General features: G+C 73.0%; 16 protein-coding genes and 1 pseudogene. 14 read left to right on the plus strand and 3 right to left on the minus strand.

What is annotated here, in order from left to right; translation table 11 throughout:
• The 13 genes and pseudogenes from ABZ714_RS15795 to ABZ714_RS15855 form a co-directional block, all read left to right on the plus strand.
• Positions 1–1,017: pseudogene (locus ABZ714_RS15795) on the plus strand (FAD-binding protein); the annotation flags it as partial.
• Between the two features lie 652 nt (positions 1,018–1,669).
• Positions 1,670–2,869 carry an acyl-CoA dehydrogenase family protein gene (locus ABZ714_RS15800; RefSeq protein WP_358825783.1) on the plus strand — a complete coding sequence of 400 codons (1,200 nt, stop codon included), beginning with the start codon at positions 1,670–1,672 and terminating at the stop codon, positions 2,867–2,869.
• A gap of 133 nt (positions 2,870–3,002) precedes the next feature.
• Positions 3,003–4,142: a saccharopine dehydrogenase gene (locus ABZ714_RS15805; RefSeq protein WP_358825784.1), complete on the plus strand. Its 1,140-nt coding sequence runs from the start codon at positions 3,003–3,005 to the stop codon at positions 4,140–4,142.
• A complete protein-coding gene (locus tag ABZ714_RS15810; RefSeq protein ID WP_358825785.1) occupies positions 4,139–5,473 on the plus strand; it encodes a saccharopine dehydrogenase C-terminal domain-containing protein in 1,335 nt (444 codons plus the stop codon). The genes ABZ714_RS15805 and ABZ714_RS15810 overlap by 4 nt, the downstream gene beginning before the upstream one ends.
• Positions 5,463–6,782 carry a SidA/IucD/PvdA family monooxygenase gene (locus tag ABZ714_RS15815; protein WP_358825786.1) on the plus strand — a complete coding sequence of 440 codons (1,320 nt, stop codon included), beginning with the start codon at positions 5,463–5,465 and terminating at the stop codon, positions 6,780–6,782. Before ABZ714_RS15810 ends, ABZ714_RS15815 begins: the two co-directional genes overlap by 11 nt.
• A 101-nt stretch (positions 6,783–6,883) precedes the next feature.
• Positions 6,884–7,984 carry an FAD-dependent oxidoreductase gene (locus tag ABZ714_RS15820; protein WP_358825888.1) on the plus strand — a complete coding sequence of 367 codons (1,101 nt, stop codon included), beginning with the start codon at positions 6,884–6,886 and terminating at the stop codon, positions 7,982–7,984.
• Complete coding sequence (locus ABZ714_RS15825) at positions 7,981–10,038, plus strand: class I tRNA ligase family protein (protein WP_358825787.1); 2,058 nt, start codon at positions 7,981–7,983, stop codon at positions 10,036–10,038. The genes ABZ714_RS15820 and ABZ714_RS15825 overlap by 4 nt, the downstream gene beginning before the upstream one ends.
• A complete protein-coding gene (locus tag ABZ714_RS15830; RefSeq protein ID WP_358825788.1) occupies positions 10,035–11,588 on the plus strand; it encodes an AMP-binding protein in 1,554 nt (517 codons plus the stop codon). The genes ABZ714_RS15825 and ABZ714_RS15830 overlap by 4 nt, the downstream gene beginning before the upstream one ends.
• Positions 11,578–11,850 (plus strand): acyl carrier protein, encoded by a 273-nt coding sequence (locus ABZ714_RS15835; protein WP_358825789.1) that lies wholly within the window; start codon positions 11,578–11,580, stop codon positions 11,848–11,850. The genes ABZ714_RS15830 and ABZ714_RS15835 overlap by 11 nt, the downstream gene beginning before the upstream one ends.
• Positions 11,851–11,853: 3 nt before the next feature.
• A complete protein-coding gene (locus tag ABZ714_RS15840) occupies positions 11,854–12,441 on the plus strand; it encodes a GNAT family N-acetyltransferase (RefSeq protein WP_358825790.1) in 588 nt (195 codons plus the stop codon).
• Positions 12,442–12,467: 26 nt separating this feature from the next.
• Positions 12,468–12,977 (plus strand): beta-carotene isomerase domain-containing protein, encoded by a 510-nt coding sequence (locus ABZ714_RS15845; protein ID WP_358825791.1) that lies wholly within the window; start codon positions 12,468–12,470, stop codon positions 12,975–12,977.
• 248 nt (positions 12,978–13,225) lie between these two features.
• The gene (locus tag ABZ714_RS15850) at positions 13,226–14,089 is read left to right on the plus strand and encodes an alpha/beta fold hydrolase (RefSeq protein WP_358825792.1); all 864 of its coding nucleotides are present in this window, start codon (positions 13,226–13,228) and stop codon (positions 14,087–14,089) included.
• Positions 14,090–14,186: 97 nt separating this feature from the next.
• The gene (locus ABZ714_RS15855) at positions 14,187–15,383 is read left to right on the plus strand and encodes a macrolide family glycosyltransferase (RefSeq protein WP_358825793.1); all 1,197 of its coding nucleotides are present in this window, start codon (positions 14,187–14,189) and stop codon (positions 15,381–15,383) included.
• Here ABZ714_RS15855 and ABZ714_RS15860 read toward each other — a convergent pair.
• The 3 genes from ABZ714_RS15860 to ABZ714_RS15870 all read right to left on the minus strand — a co-directional run bounded on the left by ABZ714_RS15860 (position 15,380) and on the right by ABZ714_RS15870 (position 17,304).
• Positions 15,380–16,060: a GNAT family N-acetyltransferase gene (locus ABZ714_RS15860; protein WP_358825794.1), complete on the minus strand. Its 681-nt coding sequence runs from the start codon at positions 16,058–16,060 to the stop codon at positions 15,380–15,382. The two genes, ABZ714_RS15855 and ABZ714_RS15860, sit on opposite strands and share 4 nt — an antisense overlap.
• 180 nt (positions 16,061–16,240) lie before the next feature.
• On the minus strand, positions 16,241–16,762 hold the full coding sequence (locus ABZ714_RS15865; protein WP_358825795.1) for an ATP-binding protein: 522 nt from the start codon (positions 16,760–16,762) through the stop codon (positions 16,241–16,243).
• Between the two features lie 170 nt (positions 16,763–16,932).
• On the minus strand, positions 16,933–17,304 hold the full coding sequence (locus ABZ714_RS15870) for an STAS domain-containing protein (protein ID WP_358825796.1): 372 nt from the start codon (positions 17,302–17,304) through the stop codon (positions 16,933–16,935).
• 254 nt (positions 17,305–17,558) lie between these two features.
• Between ABZ714_RS15870 and ABZ714_RS15875 the strand changes: the two genes are divergently transcribed.
• Complete coding sequence (locus ABZ714_RS15875) at positions 17,559–18,491, plus strand: SigB/SigF/SigG family RNA polymerase sigma factor (protein WP_358825797.1); 933 nt, start codon at positions 17,559–17,561, stop codon at positions 18,489–18,491.
• Positions 18,492–18,552: the final 61 nt, after the last annotated feature.

Here is an 18,552-nt window from a genome sequence, read left to right on the forward strand (position 1 = left end):
CTGCCGGGCGCGTCGGGACGGCACCAACCCCTCTTCCTCACCCTGGAGGCGGTGGCCCGGATCCGGGCCACCCCCGGGGCGACCTTCCGGCGGGACGTCTGGCCGCTGCTGGAGGCCGAGGTCGCCACCGTCTACCACCGGGCCCTGGTCGCCCAGTGGGCGGACGAGCCGACGGCGGCCCGGTTCCTCGCCGAGTATCTGGCCGCCCCCGCCGGCGGCCGGACGGCGGTACTGCGCCGGTTCGGCGTCAGGGCCCAGGACGAGTGGAAGTGGTCCCGGGTCGAACGCCCCTGGGGCCGACGCGAGTTCGACGAACCCGGCCGGTTCGCCCGCTGGCTGGTCGAACATCTCCACGAGGACGTCCGGCACGCCCGCGGCGGCAATGTCGGCGACCCCCTCAAGGCCGCCCTCGACGTACTGCGCGATCTGCGCAACGAGGTCCGGCTCGCGGTCGACCACTCCGGGGTCACCGGCTCGTCCTACCGCGACGAGATCGTCCGGTGGTTCACCCCGCTCAACGCCTTCCTCTCGATCGGCCCGCCACCGTCCCGGGTGGAGGAGATGGCGGCCCTGGTCGACTGCGGACTGCTGACCGTGGTCGGCCCCCGGGCCCGGGTCCGGGAGGCCCCGGGCGGTACCGGCTTCCTCTTCGGCTCCGACGCGGTCCCCGGATCGGAGGTCCGGGTCGACACCCTGATCGAGGCCCGGATACCCGAGCCCGATCTGCGCCGCAGTACCAATCCGCTGATCGCCCGGCTGCTCGCGGACGGGCAGTGCCGCCCCTACCGGATCGCCGACCCCGGCCCCGAAGGGGCGTACGAGAGCGGCGGAATGGAGGTCACCCCCCGGCCCTACCGGCTGGTGGACGCGGCGGGGGTGCCGCATCCGCGCCGGTTCGCCTTCGGGGTGCCGACGGAGAACGTCCACTGGGCGACGGCCGCCGGGATCCGGCCCGGGGTCGGCTCGGTGATCCTGGAGGACGCCGACGCGGTGGCCCGGGCGGTGCTCGGCCTGTGACCGGGCGGACGAGCGGGGCCGAGCGCGCGCGGGCCCGGAGCCGGGCACCTGGCCCGGGCGCAGGTGGCGGCCCCGGACGGCGCGTGCCACCGGAGCGGCCGGGTCGGCCGGGAACCGGAGTTTTATCGGTCAGCCGGATGCCGGGCCGGGCGGATCCGCAGGGCCCGGCTCACCGCCGGGCCTCCGAAGCCGTACCACCGGCCGGACCGGACGAAGCAGCCGGGAACCGGAGTTCCTCTCGGCCCGCCGGCCTCGCCGGACCGACCGGATCCGCAGGGCCCGGCGGGGCCCGCAGCACCGGCCGGGCGTCCGGCGGATCCCGCGGGCTCTCCCGAGCCGCACCACCGGCCGGACCGGCCGGGTCCGCAGGACCGCCGGGCCCCGGGGCCGCGGAACCATCGGGCCCGTTCGACCCGCCGGGCCGAACGGAACGGACGGGAACCCGAGTTCCACCAGGCCACCAGGCCGGTCCGACCAAACGGATCCACCGGATCCGCAGGGTCCGCCGGGCCCCCGGGGCCGTAGCACCGGCCGGTCCGGCGGGCCGGTTGATCGCAGTACCGCATCCGCGTCCCGGGGCGTAACGGCCCCGTCTCGTCCTTCTTCCGTCATCGAACCGGCCCGCCCGGCCCCTGTCGTACGGAGTTCCGCAGTGGAGACCATCACCAGCTTCGACCCCGAATTCCTCCAGCTCCCCTTCTTCGACGACGGACACCGGCGGTTCGCCGGGGAGATCGGCGTCTGGTGCGACAGCTACCGGGCGCTCTGGGAGACCGTCCGCCGGACGGACCCCGACGAGGCGGGGCGGCGGCTGGTCGGTGTGCTCGGCGAGGACGGCTGGCTCGCCGGGCTCGACCCGGACTCGGGGCCGCCGGATCTCCCGGCCGACTTCCGGACCCTCTGCCTGGCCCGGGAGGCCCTCGCCTACGCGGAGGACCTGGCGGACTTCGCGTACTCCATCCAGTCCCTGGCGGCCACCCCGATCATCCGGTACGGCACCCCCGAGCAGCGGAAGCGGTTTCTGCCCGCGATGGCCGACGGGTCGCTGATCGGCGCGTTCGCGGTCTCCGAGCGGGAGGCCGGTTCCGAGGTGGCGGCCGTCGGGCTGACCGCCCGGCGCACCGGCGGCGGCGACTGGGTGCTCGACGGGCACAAGGCGTGGATCGCGCACGCCACCATCGCCGGGCTCTACGTGGTGATAGCCAGGACCGGCGAGGGGCCGGGGCCGCTCGGCCTCAGCGCTTTCCTGGTACCCGCCGACACCCCCGGGGTCCGGGTCGCCGAACGGCTGGACCCCCTCGCCCCCCGCTCCTTCGGCCATCTGGTCTTCGAACACTGCCGCCTTCCGGCCGACGCGGTACTCGGCCGCCCCGGCCGGGGGTTCGTGATCGCCGTCGACCTGCTGGAGCGGTTCCGGATCACCGTCGGCGCCGCCGCCAACGGCTTCGCCCGGCGGGCCGCCGACGCCGCCCTGGCCCATACCCGGAGCCGGTCGGCCTACGGCGGCGTCCTCCACGACCTCCAGCTCGTCAAGGCGAAGCTGGCCGATATGGAGATCGGGCTCAACGCCTCGGCGCTGCTGGTCGCCAGGGCGGCCTGGGAGTGCGACCGGGGCGCCCGGGGCTTCGGCAAGCACGCCAACATCGCCAAGGTCCATGCCACCGAGACCGCCCAGCGGACCGTGGACGACGCGGTCCAGCTCTTCGGCGCGGCCGGAGTCGTCCGGGACGGCGTACCCGAGCGCCTCTACCGGCAGATCCGCTCGTTGCGCATCTACGAGGGCGCCACCGACGTGCTGCGGCTGGCCGTCGCCGACGCCCTCGGCACCCGCCGGGCCGCCCTCGCCGGATGACCCGGGCCCGTACCGGCGGGCGTACCGGTCACCGGCCCCCGGCGGCCGGGCCGCCACCGGATCCCAACCACCTTGAAGGAGTCCAGTTGTCCACCGCGATCGAGGCGCCGCAGCCCGGCGATGAACACCTCTGATGTCGGCGCTGCCCCGGCTGTGGCTGCGCCACGAGACCCGTACCACCGAATGCCGGACGCCGCTGGTGCCCGCCGACGCGGCCCGGCTGGTGGGCCGGGGCGTCCGGGTCACCGTCGAGGAGTCGGACCGGCGGACCGTGCCGCTGGAGGAGTACGTCCGGGCGGGCTGTGCCACGGCCCCCGCGGGGAGCTGGCCCGACGCCCCCGACGACACCTACGTCCTGGGGCTGAAGGAACTCCCCGAGGAGCCGGGGGCCCTGCGGCACCGGCATATCTACTTCGGCCACGCCTACAAGGGGCAGCCGGGCGCCCGGGCGCTGCTCGGCCGGTTCGAGGCGGGCGGCGGGGCCCTGCTCGACCTGGAGTATCTGACCGACGACGAAGGCCGCCGGGTGGCCGCCTTCGGCTACTGGGCGGGGTATGTGGGCGCGGCGCTGGCGGTGCTGCATCTGCGCGGGGCGCTGAAGGCGCCGCTGCGGACCATGGATCTGGTGGAGCTGGACGGGCTGCTGCGCGGCGGCGGCCCGGCGGCCGGTGACGGGCCGTCCGGCGGCGCCGGGCCGGGCGGCTCCGGTGGTTCCGGCGGTACGGGCCCCGGGGCGCTGGTGATCGGGGCCCTGGGGCGGAGCGGCCGGGGCGCGTGCGACGCGCTGGAGACGGCCGGGTTCTGGCCGGTGCGCTGGGACGTGGCGGAGACCCGGCGGCTGGACCGGGCGGCGCTGCTGAACCACGGGATCGTGGTGAACACGGTGCTGGTGAACCGGCCGGTGGAGCCGTTCCTGACCCCGGATTCGCTGGACTCGCCCGCCCGGCGGACGACCGTCCTGTCGGATGTGACCTGTGACGTCGGTTCGGCCTGCAACGTGCTGCCGGTATACGACGAGGTGACCTCGTGGGAGCGGCCGGTGCGGCGGCTCGTGGCCGGGGATCCGCCGCTCGATCTGATCGCCATCGACAATCTGCCGTCGCTGCTGCCGGCCGAGGCCAGCCGGGCCTTCTCGGCCGAGCTGTGGCCCCAGTTGCTGAATCTGCCGGGACCCGGCGGCCGGAGCGGGGGGCCCGACTGCCCGGCCTGGTCGCGGACCCGGCGCCGGTTCGCCGACGCCGTGCGTACGGCCCGTTCGGAGGAGAACTCGTGAGCCCTGACAGCCTGCCGCCCGCGGCCCCCGCCAGTGGGACCGTCCACTGGGTGGGTACCGGGCTCTCCACCGGCCGGAGCGGCCTCGCCCTGCTGGCCGGGCGGGTCCGGCGGCCGGTGCTGTGGGACCGTACCGCCGAGCGGGCCGCCGACCGGCTCGCGGCGCTCGGCCTCACCGGCCTCGCGGAGGTACGAGGGCTCGCGCCGGGCGCCCTGGCGGCCGAGGTGGGCCCCGGTGACGTGGTGGTGTCGATGCTGCCCGCCGCGGAGCATCCGGCGCTGCTGGCGCTGGCCGCCGAACGCGGCGCGCACTTCGCCTGTACCAGCTATACGTCGCCGGAGCTGGCGTCGGCCGCCGAGGCCGGGGCCGGCCGGGGCCTGGTGGTCCTCACCGAGGCCGGGCTCGATCCGGGGATCGACCATCTGCTGGCCCATGTGCTGGTGGAGCGGGCCCGGGAGGCGGTCGGCGACCGGGCGGACTCGGTCGCCTTCACCTCGTACTGCGGCGGTCTCCCGGCCGTGCCCAACGACTTCCGGTACCGGTTCAGCTGGGCGCCCTACGGGGTGCTGTCGGCGCTGCGCTCCCCCGCCACTTTCATCGAGGAGGGGGAGGCGCGGACCGCGCCCGAGCCGTGGCTGGCGACCCGGGCGCTGACCCTGGCCGGGGAGGAGTTCGAGGTCTATCCGAACCGGGACAGCCTGCCGTTCGTGCCGCAGTACGGCTTCCCCGGCGGCTGGCGGGTCGCCGGCTTCGTCCGGGGCACCCTGCGCAACGCGGGCTGGCGTACGGCCTGGTCGGAGGTTTTCGCCACGGTCCGGACCGGGGACGAGGCCCGGCTGCGGTCGCTGGCGAAGGAGCTGGCCGACCGCTATCCGACGACGGACGCCGACCGGGACCGGGTGGTGCTGTCGGTGGCGCTGACCGTCGCCGACGCCGACGGGACGGTCCGCTGGTCCGGCTCCGAACTGCTCGATCTGACGGGGGACGAGACCGAGAGCGCGATGGCCCGCTGTGTGTCGCTGCCGCTGGCGCACGGGGTGTCGCGGATCGTGGACGGCGCCCTGCCCGGCGGGCTGAACCGGGCCGCCGAGTCCCCCGCCGAGGCGGCCCGCTGGCTGACGGCGCTGGCCGCGCACGGGGTGCGGGCCGTCACCGGTCCGGGCGGCGGGCCCGGTGACGTACCCGGCGGGGCTCCCACCGATGGTTCGCCCAGCGCCGGTTCATCCCTCGGCGGTCCGTCCGCCGCCGGTCCTTCCACCGCCGACGAGTCCCGTCCGCCCCGCACCGAGCGCGGCGCCCCGCCCGAAGGAGAGGTCTCCCATGGCGAGTGAATCCATCCGCTCCGGCCCGGCCCACTACCGCTGCCTCGGTGTGGGCGTGGGACCGGCGAATCTGAGCCTGGCCTCCATGCTGCACAGCCGGAAGGAGGTGAGCCACCTCTTCCTCGACCGCAAGGGGAACTTCAGCTGGCACGACGGACAGCAGATGCCCGGCAACACACTCCAGGTCTCCTTGTTCAAGGACCTGGTGACGCTCGCCGACCCGCAGAACCCGTACTCGTTCCTGGCCTATCTGCACGAGCAGGGCAGGCTCTACCACTTCCTCAACGCCCAGTTCGACGCGGTGCCCCGGGTCGAGTTCCGCAACTATCTGGCCTGGGCGAGCCGGACCAATCCGCATATCGCCTTCGGCGAGGCCGTCGAGGAGGTCTCCTTCGACGGCGTGTTCACGGTCCGCACCGACCGGCGGACCGTCACCGCGGACAATGTCGTCGTCGGGGTCGGCAGCCGGGCGTGGGTGCCGCCGAAGGCCCGTGAACTGCTGGGCCCCACCCAGTTCCACGTCAGCGACTACGCCGGACTCGCCCGGGACCTGGGCGGCAAACGGGTCGTGGTGATCGGCGGCGGCCAGTCGGGCGCCGAGGCCTTCCTCGACCTGGTGTCGCAGCCCGCGCGGGAGCTGCCGCGCCGGGTGTCGTGGATATCGCGCCGGGACAACTACTTCCCGATCGACGACTCGCCCTTCACCAACGACTACTACATGCCGTCCTACGCCGAGTACTTCTACGGCCTGGACCGGGAGACCCGGCACGCCTTCAACGAGCGGCACGTCCTCACCAGCGACGGGATATCCGAGAGCACGCTGCGGGACATCTACCAGAAGATCTATCTCCACCGGTTCGTGGAGGGCAATGTCGATCTGGTGGCGCTGCATCCCAACCGGGAGGTCCGGGACGTCCAGCCGGGGGTCTACGGCGGCTGGCAGGTCTCCGCCCGGCACAACGACCACCGGGAGTCGGTGGAGCTGTTCGAGGCCGATGTGGTGATCTGGGCGACCGGTTTCCGGCCGACGCCGATGGACTTCCTGGGGCCGGTCGCCGACCGGCTGGAGCGGGACGGCGAGGAGCTGCGGATCGACGAGGACTACGCCGTGTACTGGGACGGCCCCGACGACCGGCGGATCTTCGTCCAGAACGCCTCCCGCGGCCAGCGGGGCCTGGCCGACCCCAATCTCAGCCTCAACGCCTGGCGCAGCCGCCGGATCGCCGACCGGCTGACCGTGGTCGCGGGGAACGAGCAGCTGCCGTCGTTCATCGAGTGGGCGTCGAAGCCGGGGCCCCAGGCCGGGAGCGGGGCGTGAGCGGCGGCGCCCCCGGAGCCGTACCGGACGCAGCCGGAGCCGTACCGGACTCCCCCGGGTTCGCACCGGGCGCAGCCGGGGCCTCGGCGGCGGACGGGGAGATATCGGACAGTACGGGTGTCGCGGTGGTCGGCGCCGGGGTGATCGGCACCCTGATCGCCCGGGAGCTGGTCGCCGCCGACCCGGGGGCGGCGGTGACCGTACTCGACCGCGAACTGGTCGCCGGGGGCGCCACCCGGCGCTCCGCCGGACTGCACTTCCCGCGCGGCGCGTCGGCCGCGGTCCGGGCGATGGCGGCCGAGAGCCAGCGCTACTGGGCGGGGCTCGCCGCCGCCCGGCCCGGACTGCCGCTGCGGTCGCTGCCGATGACGGTGATCGCCGACCGGGCGTCCGAACCCGGACTCCGGGAGGCGTATCTGCCGGAGGCCGGGCTGCGGGAGACACCGCTGCCGGACGGCGGGCTCCCGCCGGGTCCGGTGACCGTGCCGACGGGCGCGGCGGCCTGGACCGGGGACGGCTGCCAGTACGCGGACGTGGCCGCCGTCACCCAGACGCTCGCGGCCGAACTGCGGCCCCGGGTCCGGTTCCTGGAGGGCGTGGCGGTGACCGGGGTGACGACGGGCCCGGACGGGGTGCGGCTGGCCCTGGGTACCGGCGGCACCCTGCGCGCGGCCCGCGCGGTCCTGGCCCCCGGTCCGTGGATCGCCCAGCCGGCCTGGCGGGAGCTGCTGGCGCCGCTGGGGATCCGGGTGAAGAAGATCGTCGCCCTGCATATCGAGTCGCCGCCGGAGGAGGACGACGGCGCGGTCGTCTTCCACGACGAGGACGCCTTTCTGCTGCCGTACCGGGACCGGGGCCACTGGCTCTTCTCGTACACCTGCCAGGAGTGGGACGTCGACCCGGACACCGTGGAGCCCGGTCCGACCGCCGCCCATCTGGCCCAGGCCGCCGCCGTTCTGCGGCGGTACGCCCCCGGCCTGGCCGACCGCACCGGGTCGGGCCGGGTCTTCTGCGACGCGTACAACCCGGCGGGCGGGCCACTGGTCCGGCCGCTCACCGACGACGGACGGCTGGTCTTCGCGGGCGCCGCCGGGGGGTCCGGCTACCGGCTGGCCCCGGCGATCGCCGGAGAGACCGTACGGCTGCTCGCCAAAGACGACCCCGGTCTCCGCGACCCGTCCTTACGGAGGGACCCCACATGATCATCAATCACTACGACGACAAGGAACTCCACGCCGCGTTCGGCATCGGGATGAGCGATGTCGAGGGCCTGGGCGTCGGGGCGGGCTGGGGCCGGGTGGAGCCGGGCGGCGCGTCCACCGCCCACCAGCACGACGAGACCGAGTTCTTCGTGATCGTCGCGGGCCGGGGCGAGTTCGTGGTCGACGGCCGCCGCTATCCGGCGGAGCCGGGCGTACTCGCCCTCTTCGAACCGTTCGAGACGCATGTCCTGGAGAACACCGGCGACACCGATCTGGTCTTCCTCACCCAGTACTGGCGCGACCCCGGCCGGGCCCTGACGTCCGCCGGGAACCAGGACCGGCTGGCCTTCGGCGACCGGCCGGTCTTCGTCTTCTCCACCCCGCCGACGCCCAACGGCGATCTCCATCTGGGTCATCTGTCGGGCCCCTATCTGGGCGCCGACGCCTATGTCCGGTTCCAGCGCCTCAACGGCGCCCGGGCCTGGCATCTGACCGGCAGCGACGACTATCAGAGCTATGTGGTGGGCGCCGCCAGGGCCGAGGGCCGTACGCCCGCCGAGACCGCCGCCCACTACAGCGACGAGATCCGCCGCACGCTGGCCCTGATGGACATCGTGCCCGACCAGTACACGGTCACCGACACCGAGCCGGAGTACCGGGACGGGCTGCGGGACTTCTTCTCCCGGCTGGTGGCCTCCGGCCGGATCTCCGTCGCCGAACGGGACGCCCTCTTCGACGCCGAGACCGGCGACTATCTGTACGAGGTCGACGTCAGCGGCGGCTGCCCCGGCTGCGGCTCCGGCGCAGGCGGCAATATCTGCGAGGAGTGCGGCGAGCCCAATACGGTCGCCGATCTCACCGACCCGGTCTCCCGGCTCTCCGACGGCGCCCCGGTCGTCGCCCCGCAGGCCCGCTGGACCCTGCCGCTGGGCGACTTCGGGACCGAGGTCGCCGAACACCACCGGGCGGGCCGGGTCCCGGCCCGGCTGCGGGAGCTGGCGGCCCGGCTGTTCGCCCGGCCGTCGCTGGACATCCCCGTCTCCCACCCGGCGGCCTGGGGCGTGCCCCCGGCGGAGTCCGGTGCGGGCGGCACCGACGGGCAGGTGATCTGGGTCTGGCCGGAGATGAGCTACGGCTTCCTCCACGGCGTCCAGGCGCTCGGCGGGCGGCTGGGCGAGAAGTGGCGGGCCGACGACCCCGGACCGGAGTGGAAGATCGTCCACTTCTTCGGCTACGACAACAGCTTCTACCACTCGGTGCTCTACCCGGTGCTGTACCGGCTGGCGCACCCCGGCTGGCGGCCCGATATCGACTACCACGTCAACGAGTTCTATCTGCTGGAGGGCGCCAAGTTCTCCACCAGCAGGCGGCACGCCGTCTGGGGGAAGGAGATCCTCGGCCCCGACTCCGTCGACGCCGTCCGGTACTTCCTGTGCCGTACCCGGCCCGAGGAGGAGCGGACCGACTTCCGCCGCGCCGCCTACGCCCGGACCGTCCAGGACACCCTGATCGGCACCTGGCAGCGGTGGCTGACCGGGCTGGGCGAGCGGATCAACGGGCGGTACGACGGCACCGCGCCCGACGCGGGCACCTGGACGCCCGAGCACTCCGCGTTCCTGGCCCGGCTCGGCGACCGGCTCGCGGCCGTCACCGGCGCCCTGCGCGCCGACGGCTTCTCCCTCAACCGGGCCGCCGCCGAACTCGACGGGCTGGTCGAGGACGTGCTGCGGTTCTCCCGGCTGGAGTCGCGGACCGCCCAGGACCCGGGCTGGGGCTCCGAGACCCGTACGGCGATCGCGCTGGAACTGGCCGCCGCCCGGCTGCTGGCACAGACGGCAGCGCCGCTGATGCCGAGGTTCGCCGCCCGGCTCGCGGCGGCGCTCGGGCTGCCCGAGCCCGCCGAGTGGCCCACGATCGTGGAACTCGTACCGCCTGGCTCGGCGATCGGCCTCGCGGACGCGGTCTTCTTCCACCCGGACGACTCCGGCGCGGCGGACACGGGCTCCCGCGCGGCAGCCCGTACGGCCGCTACCGGCTCCGGGGAGGAACGGTGACCGAACGGACCCTGGGCCGGATCGTCGCGGGCCCGCCGTCCGGCGGCGGCCGGATCGCCTTCGCCAGCCTGCTCGGTACGGAGACGATCCCGCTGACCGAGTTGTACCGGCGCTCCGGCCTGGTCGCCCGGTGGCTCCGGGACGAGCACGGCATCCGGCCCGGGGACCGGATCGGCGTACTGGCCGCCAACGGCCCGGCCTGGATCCTGCTCGATCTCGCGGCGCTCCGGCTCGGGGCGCAGACCGCCGGATTCGAGCCGGGGAAGTTCCCGCCCGGCGCCGGACTGGTCGGCAAGTACGACCTCACCCTGCTCGCCACCGACCGGCCGGAGGCCGCCGGGCTCCCCGGCGTCCTGACCACCGCCGAGGTCATCGCCGCCGCCGACGGCCCCGGCGAGGAACCCGGCTCCGGTTCCGGCGGGGCGGGGCTGCCGCCGGTGGTCTGGGACCCGAAGGACATCACCACGGTCAAGTTCACCTCCGGCAGCACCGGTGAACCCAAGGGCCTCGGGGCCACCGCGGGCAGCGTCGACGGCTCGCTGCGGGCCGTCCAGCAGATCTTCGCCCACGGCCCGGGCGACGACCTCTTCGTCTTCCTGCCGCTCTCGCTGCTCCAGCAGCGCTACTGGGTCTACTCGGCGCTGCTCCACGGCCACGACGTCACCATCAGCACCTACGAGGCGGCCTTCGCGGCCCTGCGCCGGGTCCGGCCGACGGTGGTGATGGGCGTACCGGCGTTCTTCGAGACCGCGAAGCGGCAGATCGAGTCCCGGCTGCGGCGGGACCGGGACACCCCCGACCCGGGGGCGGCGGCCCGGGCCGTCTTCGGCGACCGGATCCGCTATCTGTGGACCGGTTCGGCGCCCGCCTCCCCCGACATGGTCGGCTTCCTCACCGAGGCGGGGCTGCCGGTGTACGAGGGCTACGGGCTCAACGAGACCTGCATCGTCACCAAGAACCACCCCGGGGCGAACCGGCCGGGCAGCGTCGGCCGGGCCCTGCCCGGCAAGGAGATCCTGATCGGCGACGACGGGGTGGTCAGTGTCCGCAGCGACCATCCCGTCAACGACCACTACGCCTACGCGGCGCCCGGCGACTCGGAGAAGATGTTCCGCCCCGGCGGCATCGTCCGCACCGGCGACCTGGGGCGGCTCGACGAGGACGGCTATCTGTACATCCTGGGCCGGGCCGACGACGTGATCGTGCTCGACAACGGGAAGAAGATCGTCGTCCGGCCGGTGGAGGAGGCCCTGCGGGCCGATCCCTCGATCGCCGAGTGCGTGGTGTTCTGCCCCGGGCAGACCGATCTGGTGGCCGTGGTCTCACCCGCGGCCGTACCCGCCGACTCCGAGGCGATCGCCGCCCATGTGAAGCGGACCAACGAGCGGCTGGCCGCCGACGAGCGGATCAGCCGGGTCGTCGTCGCCGACGAGCCGTTCTCCATCGAGAACGGCCTGCTGACCTCCCAGTTCAAACCGAAACGGGCGCGGATCCTGGAACTCCACCACGCCGCGGTCCACGACCCCACGGAGGGAATCCATGCCAGCTGACCTCGTCTCCATCGAAACGGCGGCGCGGGAGCAGTTCTCCGCCGTACTGCCGCACGAGATCGCGCCGACGGCGCTCGACCTGGACGCCGACATGGCCGGCTCGTACGCCCTGACGTCCCTCAACAAGGTCCTCTTCCTGACCGAGTTGTGCGAGGCTACCGGCGTCGACCTCGGGCACTTCACCGAGGACGACCTGGAGCGGATGCACACCCTGCGGCACGTCACGGAAGCACTGGCCCGACACTCCACCGAGGGGACCTGATCCATGAGCTGGGCAGAACAGGCGCCGGCCGTTCTGGAGAACGAGCACGTACGGCTCCACCCCGTCACCGAGGCCGACCGCGAGGGCGTCCGGGCGGTGGCGATGGACCCCGACATCTGGAAGTACTTCGTGGCCGCCGTCTCGGACGAGCGGGACTTCAAGCTCTTCTTCGACGCGGCCCTGGACGACACCGCCGCCGGGCGCCGGATCGTCTTCGTCGTCACCGACAAGGCGTCCGGCCGGATCGCGGGCAGCATGTGCTACGGCAATCTGGCGGAGGCCGACGCCCGTCTTGAGATCGGCTGGTCGTGGCTGGGCCGCGACTTCCGCGGCAAGGGCGTCAACCGGTGGGTGAAGTATCTGCTGCTGGAGCACGCCTTCGAGCGGCTGGGCGCGGAGCGCGTCGAGTTCAAGACCGATGTCCTCAACGAGCAGGCCCGGCGCGGACTGCGGAACATCGGGGCGACCGAGGAGGGCGTACTGCGCTCCTTCAACTACATGCCGGGCGGGCGGCGCCGTGACGCCGTGTACTACAGCGTGCTGCGGGCCGAGTGGCCCGGGGTGAAGGAGAGACTCGGCGCCGTCGACTGACCGACTCACGAGGGGGTACCACGATCGTGCTCGACTCCCTGTTCCTGAAGAAGTTCAACGAGATCCGGGTCCGCCATCTGGGCTACCGCTCCCCGTACGAGGGCTGGGAGGCGTTCGTCGACTCCTCGTTCCACGAGGACCGGAGGTTCACCGACGACCGGGAACTGGCCAGGACCGTACGGGCGTCGTACGTCGACTTCATGGGCGGCCCCCGGACGGTCCGGCTGCTGGGGCGGTTCGCCCGCCGGTTCCCCCGGACGGCGACCCGGCTCCTGACCCTGCTGACCCCCGGGCTCTTCCGCTGGCTGGTGGGTCCGATGGAGCGGACCGGGAAGCACGAACTGCGGATCACCGGCTGCACGTTCCTCGGCAGTACGACACCGGCGATCTGCCACCGGATCTGCAAGGTGCCGACGGAGGAGTACTTCACCGACACGCTCTCGGTCCCGCTGACGCTCACCCCGGACCCGCGGACCACGGAGTGCCGGGTGGAGTTCACCCCGTACGCGCCGCCGAAGCCGGGGCCGGGCGCCTGACCGACCGGACTGCCGGGCCGCCGTCGTCTGACGACGCCGGCCCGGCCGGTCCCGGTCCCGTCCCCGACCGGCGCCGAAAACGGCTTGCGCCCTCGGCACCGGTCTTTGTTAGGGTCGTGCGCATGTCCTCCGTCATTCACTCGTGGCACTTCGTCCGCCTCCGGCCGGCGCACTGACCCCGGTTCCGGCCACCGCCGTCACCGGGGAACGCGACGACCGTTCACCTCTGGATGACGAGGATCCTCACCATGCGCGCAGACTCGCGCCCCGTTTTCGTTTTCGTACCCGGCGGTTCCAGCAATGCGCGGGCCTGGGGCCCGCTGCAGAACGAACTCGCCCTGATGGGATACCGCTCGCACGCCGTTGACCTGCCCGGTCACGGCGATCTGGCCGCCGTCCCGGCCGCCTACTACCGGCAGCCCCAGGACCTGGCGGCACTGGCCGCCGCCCCCTCCCCGATGCGCGGCGTGACCCTCGCCGACCATGTGCGCCATGTCGTGGCCACACTGCGGCGGCTCGCCGGGGACGGCCCGGTCGTCCTGGTCGGCAACAGTCTCGGCGGGCTGACCATCAGCGCCGTCGCCAACGCGGCCCCCGAACTGCTCGACCGGGTCGTCCACCTCTCCGCGTTCTGCCTGAGTGATCCCGCCATGCTCACCGAGGCGTGGGACGTGGCGGACGAGAACCTGCTGGACGCGGCGGTGGAGCGGATCGCCGTACCCGGGGTGGCCGACCCGGGCGTGGTCCGGCTGAACTGGCGGGCCGCGCACGCCGACCCGGCGGTGTTCGCCGCCCTGAAGGCCGCGATCATGGCGGACTCCACCGATCACCAGTTCCGGGTGCTGCTGGACTCCCTGGATCCGGACGAGAACCACTCGGTACTGGAGCCGGGCGCGCTGGTCCGGGCCGACGGCTGGGGGCGGGTACCGCATACCTTCGTCCGGCTCTCCGAGGACTTCAGCATCACCCCGGCCGTCCAGGACTACATGATCCGCAAGGCGGACGAGCTGACCCCGGAGAACCCCTTCACAGTGCGTACCCTGGCCGCGTCGCACGTCGGTTACTTCAGCCGCCCCCGGCTCTTCGCCGAGCTGCTGGCCGACCTCGGCTGAGTCCGTTTCCCGTCCCACCGGTCGCCCCCGCCGCCGTGCGCGGCGGGGGCGACCGTGGCGGTCACTCCCCCCACACCACAGAAACGAGCGTGTCAGCATGCCCCGCCGTGCCCATATCGCGATGGTCGGCATCCCCGCCGTCAGCCATGTCCTGCCGAGCCTGGAGATCATCCGCGAGCTGGTGGCCCGGGGCCATCGGGTGACGTACGCCAACGACCCGGCGGTGGCCCGTCTGATCGAGCCCACCGGCGCGGAGCTGGTCCCCTTCTCCTCCGGACTGCCGGTCGGCGACAACGAATGGCCCGAGGACCCGATCGCGGCGATGACCCTCTTCCTGGAGGACGCGATCCGCGCCCTCCCGGAGCTGCGCGCCGTCTACGACCGCGATCCGGCGGACCTCTATCTGTACGACATCGGGTCCTACGCGGCCCGGGTCATCGCCGAGTCGCAGGGACGGCCCCTGGTCCAGCTCTCCCCGACCTTCGTCGGCTGGGACGGCTACGCGGAGGAGGTCGGGGCCCATATCTGGGCGCTGCCGGGCGCCGACGCGTACCGGGCGAAGTTCCTGGAGTGGCTGGCCGGTTCGGGTGCGACCACCTCGGACATGGACGCCTTCTGCGGCCATCCGTCCCGTGCCCTCGCCCTGATCAGCCGGGCGATGCAGCCGAACGCCGACCGGGTCGACGAGAAGGCGGTGACCTTCGTCGGCCCCTGCTTCGCCCTCACCGGCCAGGCGACGGACCAGGCGGCCGTCTGGTCCCGCCCGGCGGACGCCGAGAACGTCCTGCTGATCTCCCTGGGCTCGGCCGACACCCGGCACCCCGGCTTCTACCGCGCCTGTCTGACCGCCTACGGCGACCTCCCCGGCTGGCAAGTGATCCTCCAGATCGGCAAGTACACGGACCCGGCGGAGCTGGGCGAGATCCCGTCGAACGTCGAGGTCCACGACTGGGTTCCGCAGCGGGCGATCCTCGGTCAGGCGGACGCGTTCGTCACCCACGCCGGTATGGGCGGCTGCGGCGAGGGCCTGCTCGCGGGCGTCCCGATGATCGCGGTCCCCCGCACCACGGAACAGGAGATGAACGCGGACCGCCTGGTCGCCCTGGGCGTGGCCCGCCGCCTGGACCCCCCGTCGGCCACCCCCGAAGCCCTCCGCACGGCCCTGCTCGACCTGACCTCGTCCCCGGCCACCGCCGCCCGCTCGGCGGAGCTCCGCACCTCGGCGAAGTCGGAGGGCGGCACCCCCCGCGCGGCGGACCTGATCGAGTCGGCCCTCGGCGAGCCGGTCCGTTAGCCCGCTTTCGGCACCGGGGAGCGGGCGATCAGGACGTCGGCCTCGTGGTGCCAGCCGAGGGAGGCGTAGAGGCGCTGTCCCTCCTCGCTCGCGATGAGGAGGCCGGTACGGGCGCCCTGGGAGACGGCTGTCTCCGCGAGGGTGCTCATCACCACGCGGCCCAGGCCTCGGCGGCGGTGGGCGGGTTCCGTTTCGATCCGGTCGGCGACGGCGTCGGGGCCGACGACGGCGATCGTGCCGCGGGCGGCGACCGTGCCGTCGGCGGCGCGGAGGGAGACCACCGTGACCGGGCCTTCCGTCCGCACCTCGGGGGCGTACGGGGCCGTTGGCCGATGGCTCGGGTGGCCGGTGAGGTCCGTCGCCATCAGCCACTCGGAGCGGTGGAGTACGTCGAGTCCGGCGGCCCGTACGGCGGATTCGACGGTGTCGGGGCGGCGGGTGGGGACCGTGAGCCAGGTCGGCCGCGACGCCCCGGCGACGGCCGCCGCCAGGCGGGTCAGGGAGTCGGGGGCGCCGTCCGCGCGGAGGGCGAACACCTCGACCTCGCGGCCGGGCTGGTGGCATTCGGAGCGCAGGCCGTCACCGTCCGGCCCGGCGGGTTCGGCCGCGGGAAGGGCTCGGGCCGTGGTCCAGCCGTGCAGCCATCGTCGTATCAGCTCTGGGGAGATCTCGGGCATCGGGCGATTAGAGCACGCGCGGCCGGATCCGGAGCGGCTTTTTCCGGGCCGGGCGAGCAAGCCGAAGCCGAGTGGCCGTCGGGGCGCACCCCGGACAACCTGCGGACCTCCGCAAGTGGCGTGCCCCGGACCGCCTCGCCTTGCCCTGGCGCCGGAAAGGCGAACCGAGCCACAAAAAATTCAGGGCGCCGCGAGTTCGGCCCAGACGGTTTTGCCGGGGGCTCCGGGGGTGCGGGTGACTCCCCAGTCGAGGCAGAGGCGTTGGACGATGAACATGCCGTGGCCGCCGGGGCGGCCCGCGCGGTGGGGGGTGCGGGGGGCGGGTTGGCCCGTGCCGCCGTCGGTGACTTCGAGGCGGAGGACTTTGCCTTCGCGGGTGACGCGGAGTTCGTCGGGGCCGTCGGCGTGCAGGCAGGCGTTGGTGACCAGTTCGGAGACGACGAGGAGGACGTCTTCGGCGGCGGCCCGGCGGTCGGCTCCGGCCGCGGGGAGCCAGCCCCAGTCGTAGAGGGCTTGTCGGGTGAAATCGCGGGCGAGGGGGACGATGCCGCTGGCGTCGGCCAGGGCGAGTCGGCGCACCTGACGTGTGGTGCGGCCGGCCGCACGCGGCACGATCGTGTCGTACCGCCTGCTGGGGGCCTCGCCCCCGGCGTCGCTCGGTTCGGGACCGAGATCGCCCGCCTGTGGCCGGGTGGTGCTCATCAGCGCTTCACCTCACCGATTCACCGGATCGCCTGCTTACTGGAGTTCAGGGTGCCCGGCGGCGGATGTTCCGCCGGGCCCTGTGGAGTCTCTCCTGCCCCGCTGATCGGTGACGACACTCACCCTCGCCAGGAGCGGAAAAGTCCGCGTTCTCACGCGGAAGGTGCTGCTCAGCCGTCCAAGGCGGCCTCAACCGTCTCGTGGACGGTGAAGACCGCGCCCGCTCCGGTGATCTCCAGCACCCGGGCCACGACGGGCTGCATCGCGGCGAGGTGGACGCCGCCGCCGGCGGCTTCGGCTTTGAGCCGGGCCGTGAGCAGGACGTTCAGTCCGGTGGAGTCGCAGAAGTCGAGCCGGGAGCAGTCGACGACGAGTCGTGACCTGCCGTCGGCGAGGGCTTGGTCGAGGGGGAGGCTGAGCAGTTCGGCCGTGTGGTGATCCAGCTCACCCGCCGGGGCGAGGACGGCGCTGCGGCCCTCGGTCCTCACGTCGACCCGGAGGCGGTCCTGACTGACGCCGCCCATGGCGGTAGCGCGGTCCATGTACGCCCCTTCACGCATGTGATGAGGTTCGAACTTTACGCCTTCTGAGCACCCGGAAGCCATGCGGCACCCCCCGAACAACCCAATAAAGCGGACATTAGGCGCAATTAACATTTGCATCGAGTGGGCAGAACCGGGTAGGGCTTGTAAACACACCGCAACGGGACCGTCCCATGACCGGCATTGGAGGCGCCGCTCACCGCAGCTCGTAATGGGCTTCGGCAGCCTTATGCCGAGAACGATGGAGGAGACTCATGTCACCCCGGCTCGACGCACCGGTAACCCCCGCCACCGCGCCGACGGCACAGGAAGCATCAGCCACCGCAGTAGCAGTACCCGAAGCACCGCACACCACGGCCGCGCCCGGGGCGCCGGACCCGCTCGCGGACCTCGGTCTCCCCGATGTCCCCTTCGACGAGATCGGTCCGGTCGACGCCCGCGCTCTGTCGAAGACGCTCTTCGCCCGCCTCCACGAGCTGGAGGAGGGGACGCACGAGCACGCGTACGTCCGTAACACCCTCGTCGAACTGAACCTCGCGCTGGTCAAGTTCGCCGCCTCTCGGTTCCGCTCCCGCAGCGAGCCGATGGAGGACATCATCCAGGTCGGCACGATCGGCCTGATCAAGGCGATCGACCGGTTCGAGCTGGCCCGCGGGGTGGAGTTCCCCACCTTCGCGATGCCGACGATCATCGGCGAGATCAAGCGCTTCTTCCGGGACACCAGCTGGTCCGTCCGGGTGCCGCGCAGATTGCAGGAGCTCCGGCTCGATCTGGCGAAGGCCGGGGACGAGCTGGCCCAGCGGCTGGACCGCTCCCCCACGGTCGCCGAACTCTCCGAGCATCTGGGCCTCTCCCGCGAAGAGGTCGTCGAGGGCATGGCCGCCAGCAACGCCTATACGGCCAGTTCCCTCGACGCCCAGCACGAGGAGGACGACACCGAGGGCGCGCTGACGGACCGGATCGGTTACGAGGACCACGGACTGGAGGGGATCGAGTACATCGAGTCCCTGAAGCCCCTGATCGCGGGGCTCCAGCCCAGGGACCGTAAAATCCTGTCCCTGCGCTTCGTCGCGAATATGACGCAGTCGGAGATCGGTGAGGAGCTGGGCATCTCCCAGATGCATGTCTCCCGGCTGCTCTCCCGGACTCTGGTCAGGCTGCGCAGGGGGCTCACCCTCGAGGAGTGATCCCCCGGTCGACCATGGTGTGACGACGGCGCGGAGCCGAAGCCTCCGCCGATGACGGAAG

The organism is Streptomyces sp. NPDC006798, from assembly GCF_040635975.1.
In the GTDB taxonomy this organism is placed as follows: Bacteria; Actinomycetota; Actinomycetes; order Streptomycetales; family Streptomycetaceae; genus Streptomyces.